General features: G+C 67.2%; 3 protein-coding genes and 2 pseudogenes. 2 read left to right on the forward strand and 3 right to left on the reverse strand.

Annotation, left to right across the window (positions count from 1 at the left end; translation table 11 throughout):
- The first annotated feature begins 333 nt into the window (after nucleotides 1-333).
- Together AOK15_RS34970 and AOK15_RS47815 are read left to right on the forward strand one after the other, a co-directional pair.
- A complete protein-coding gene (locus AOK15_RS34970) occupies nucleotides 334-954 on the forward strand; it encodes a class I SAM-dependent methyltransferase (protein WP_055522324.1) in 621 nt (206 codons plus the stop codon).
- A gap of 9 nt (nucleotides 955-963) precedes the next feature.
- Nucleotides 964-1,149: pseudogene (locus AOK15_RS47815) on the forward strand (ATP-binding protein); the annotation flags it as partial.
- Nucleotides 1,150-2,005: 856 nt separating this feature from the next.
- Here the strand turns inward: AOK15_RS47815 and AOK15_RS34980 are convergent.
- From AOK15_RS34980 to AOK15_RS47820, 3 genes and pseudogenes are all read right to left on the reverse strand, one after another.
- A complete protein-coding gene (locus tag AOK15_RS34980; RefSeq protein ID WP_055522326.1) occupies nucleotides 2,006-3,418 on the reverse strand; it encodes an RICIN domain-containing protein in 1,413 nt (470 codons plus the stop codon).
- Nucleotide 3,419: 1 nt separating this feature from the next.
- Nucleotides 3,420-4,148 (reverse strand): glycoside hydrolase family 43 protein (locus AOK15_RS34985; RefSeq protein ID WP_240508737.1); only part of this gene is annotated, 729 nt, incomplete at its 5' end.
- Between the two features lie 2 nt (nucleotides 4,149-4,150).
- Nucleotides 4,151-4,275, reverse strand: a pseudogene (locus AOK15_RS47820) (alpha-N-arabinofuranosidase); the annotation flags it as partial.

Genomic DNA, 4,275 nt, shown 5'->3' on the forward strand with positions numbered 1-4,275 from the left:
CACCGAACGTCTTACAGTCCCGCACGTGTACGTGACTCGTCGGCGAAAGGGTGGGGGCGGTGGCAGACTCTGCCAACGCCCCCTCGGTTCGTCAGCCGCGCGTGAACGGCTGGGGCGAGTGCGCCTGCGTCAAGGCCAGGTGAAGTCGGGCAGAGCGCCGTGATTTGGCCCTACAGGGTTAGTGGTTGATCTTTGTTCTGGAACGGGAGTGCGCGTGCTGCCCGGACTTGATGGACTGAGCGGATGAAGATCCTGTCTCGCAACCCTGCTGGGAAAGGAAGCTGGGGAAAATCGTTCGCGGCCGCTCATTGTGGGTGGCTAACGTGCACTGGCGTGGGCATCGAGGATCCCAAAGAGCTGGTCCGGCGGGGGTACGACGCGCTCTCCCTCCGCTATGACCAAGCGTATGGCGCCGAGACGAAGTACCAGTCATGGATCAGGGAACTAGCTGGTCGTATCCCTGCCGGAGGCACGGTGCTGGATCTCGGGTGCGGGAGCGGGGTTCCCGTCGCTCGCGCGTTGTCCGCCGCCGGTCACTATGTCACCGGTGTCGACATCAGCGATGTGCAGATCCGCAGAGCCCGGGAGCTCGTGCCGCAGGCCGAGTTCATCCGCGCCGATGCTACGGCCGTTGACTTCGCGCCGGCCTCCTTCAACGCGGTCGTCTCCTTTTACGCACTGATCCACATCCCGCTTGACGAACAGCTTCCGTTGCTGCGGAAGGTCGCCGGGTGGCTGCGACCTGGCGGTTGGTTCCTGGGCACCACTGGCTATCGGGCCTGGACGGGTGTCGACGAGGACTGGCTGGGCGGCGGGACCGCTATGTGGTGGAGTCACTCGGACGCTGCAACGAACCGAGCATGGATCACTCAAGCTGGGCTGACGGTCGAGGAGGAGGAGTTCGTACCCGAAGGCGAGGGTGGGCACGCACTGTTCTGGGCTCGACGCGGCTGATGCCCCTCCCAAACGCGCATCGAGGTACATGACCCCGTTCGCCGCCGTCCCCGCTTCCGCCCCAAGTCGGACGAACGGGACCGCGGCCGGGGCTTGATCATCCTCGACGTCCTGTGCGGTCCCCTCGGCACAGGGTGGGGAGTCAAGGACATCCCACTGGGCAAAGCCGTGTGGGCGGAGCTGAAGACGTCATGACCGTACACATCACCAAGGCACCCCCCAGCGCCGGATCCGTCGCCGGTGTCCGTCTCGCGACCGGCATCCACCAAACCGACGCATTCACCGTGGCCAACCTGCTCGTGTTCCACTGGCCGCCCCGCCTGGCACACGAAAGCGACGAGAGCATCCGCGAGGGCATGCGGTCCTTCGCCGCCGCGATGCACCTCGGTCCACACGACAACGAGCCGCCGTACGTCGGTCACCGCATCCGGATCCGGCGCGCTATGCCGTGGCTCGACTACGGCGACGACGAGTACCGCTTACGCGTGCCCGCGGCGCAGTCATGGGTCGACGTGGCCGCACATGGCGGACCGATCCGCGTCCTGGTCCTATTCGCCCCCCCGCCCCCGGAGCCAACCAGCACCAGACCACCGAGCACCTGCGGGACTGCTCCCAGCGGGGCGCGATGCGTTGGGGGACGACGTACCACATCTGACCGAACAGCGAACGGGTCGCCCCGGAGTGATGAAAACCCCGGGTCGACCCGCCGGATCGAGCCTACAAGCCACCGTCCGACACGACGGAACTGATCCGCGCTGCGACGCCAGACGGCCCTGATCCCTCGCGGTGAGGGATCAGGGCCGATCTTTGCTGCCGGCTTGCCTCACGATGTCCGCGCCGGTCACGTCGGCCGACCTGCTTTTCTGCTGGGGGTCCGGGGGTTATCCCCCGGGAAGACGCAGTACCTACAGCGTCCCGGCGTCCGCCTGGCTGACGGACACGAGTCAGTACAACGTGCTGAGGATCAACGTGGTGAGCGGGTCGGGGACGACCTCCTATCTGAGCGCCGGGACGGCGATCGACGCGATCGACCTGCTGGGCTGACGTCTCCTCATGTACCGCGTGTCCACTGCTGGTTCGTGCCGCCGTTGCACGTGTACGTGATGATCGCGGCCGAGTCGGCGGTGGACCCGCCGTTCACGTCCAGGCACTCACCGGTCGCGCGGGACTTGACGTTGACGTAGGAGCCGGTGGTGGTCAGGGACCACTGCTGGTTGTTCGCCGAGGAGTTGCAGTTCTCCTGGGTGACGGTGTTCGCGTTCTCCTGCACGCACAGGGAGCTGTGGCGGGTCACCAGCTGGTAGTAGCCGCCGCCGACGGACTTGAACCAGTACTTCTGGTTGCCGCCTCCGTTGCAGGCGTACTGCTTGAGCTGGGCGCCCGCCCACAGCGACTGGCTCGTCACGTCGGCGCACTTGGAGGAGTGCCGCGCGACCAGCGTGTTGTACGTGGCACCGGTGCCGCTGACCGTGCCGGCGGCCGTGTCGACGGTGATCTCCGGAGACCAGGACATGGACATCGTGGTCGAGGTGGGGAAGGTCAGCGGCAGCCACACATAGCGGGAGTCGTTGACCGTGCCGCCGAAGGAGTTGCCCCAGCGGTCGCCCATGTAGAGGTACGAGGTGGCCGACGTGCCCTGCACGGGCAGGACGTACGCGGTCTGCGAGCCGAACGTCGTGGAGTCGCCGATGTTCGCCATGGCCGTCCACGGTCCGGCGATGCTGGTGGCGGTGGCGTACTGCTGCTGGTTGGGGCTCCAGCCGGTGGCCCCCGAGGTCAGCATGAAGTACACGCCGCCCCGCTTGAACAGGGCCGGGGCCTCGCGGTGGCCGCCGTGCCAGGGGTCGGCGACGAGGGCGGCGACCTGCGTGTAGTCGGCGGTGAGCCGGTAGATCTGCAGGTCGTAGTTCTCGCGGGCCGCCGAGATCATGTATCCGGTGCCGTCGGTGTCCACGAAGGTGGTGATGTCACGGGACATGTGCTGGCCGAGCGGACGGAAGCTGCCCCGCCAGCTGTAGTTGCCGTCGACGGTGTCGGAGACGGCGACGGCGGCGCGGGCCTCGCTGTAGTCGACGCCGTTCTCCTTGTGCATCCACATCACGAACTTGCCGGTGGACGCGTTGTAGACGACCTTCGGCCGCTCGATGTTGGCGGTCGCCAGCTCCGGGTCGGTGGCCTGGGTGAGGACGTTGTTGCGGAACTCCCAGTTCTTCAGGTCCGTCGAGCGGTACGCCGACACGTACTTGAAGGTGTTGTCGGGGTTCCGGTGCTCCCCGAACCAGTAGTAGTACGAGCCGACCTTGAGGACCCCGCCGCCATGCGCGTGCACGGGGTTGCCGCCGCTGTCGGTGAACTGGACGCCGTTGGGGACGGTCTGGGGTGCGGCCTGGGCCGGGCCCGCGGTGACCAGGGCGCCGGCCAGCGCGAGACAGAGCGCGAGGAGGATCGCGTACGCACGTCTCATCTCAGCTCTCCTTCCGGGAACTCGGGGTGGGGGTGTCGGCGACGGGAACGCCGAAGTCGGGGGTGCCGTCGGGCTTCCAGCCGAGGCGCTGCACACGGGTGTGGCGGTTGGGGTCGTTCAGGGGGTCGCCGACGATGTCCTTGTACTGGCGGGCGTGGTAGACGAGGACGTCGGTGCGGCCGTCCTCGGCGACGGTGAAGCTGTTGTGGCCCGGCCCGTACTGCTTGGTGGTGTCGTTGCTGGTGAAGACCGGCGCCTGCGACTTCGACCAGTTCGCGGGGTTCATCAGGTCAGCGTCCTCGTCGACCGTCAGCAGACCCATGCAGTAGTTGAAGTCGGTGGCGCTCGCCGAGTACGACATGAACAGCCGGCCGTTGCGCCGGATGACCGACGGGCCCTCGTTGACCTTGAAGCCGATGACCTCCCAGGGCAGTTCCGGGGTGGAGAGCCGGACCTGGGGTCCGGTCAGGGTCAGCGGGTCGGCCATCCTCGACAGCCAGAGCGCGGTGTTGTTGTCCATGCCGGGCTCGTGCTGCGCCCAGGCCAGATAGCGGGTGCCGCGGTGGGTGAAGGTGGTGGCGTCGAGGGAGAACGTCTCCCAGGCGGTCTTCAGCTGCCCGCGCTCGACCCAGGTGCCCTTGAAGGGGTCGGGGTGCGCGTTCTCCAGCACCCAGATCCGAATGGCCCAGATGTCCTCGGCGGGCGCGGAGGCGAAGTAGATGTACCACTTNNGCCCAGATGTGGGCGCCCATGACACCGGTGGCGTGCTTGCGCCAGATCACCGACTCGGACGCGGTCGACAGACCGCGCAGCGTGCGGGATCTGCGCAGGATGATCCGGTCGTACTCGGGGGCGGT

This window comes from Streptomyces ossamyceticus (assembly GCF_001418475.1).
GTDB lineage: Bacteria > Actinomycetota > Actinomycetes > Streptomycetales > Streptomycetaceae > Streptomyces > Streptomyces ossamyceticus.

Bases quoted from the DNA above. Each gene is read 5' to 3' on its own strand.
- AOK15_RS34980 (WP_055522326.1), bottom strand. From the start codon at position 3,418: ATGAGACGTGCGTACGCGATCCTCCTCGCGCTCTGTCTCGCGCTGGCC.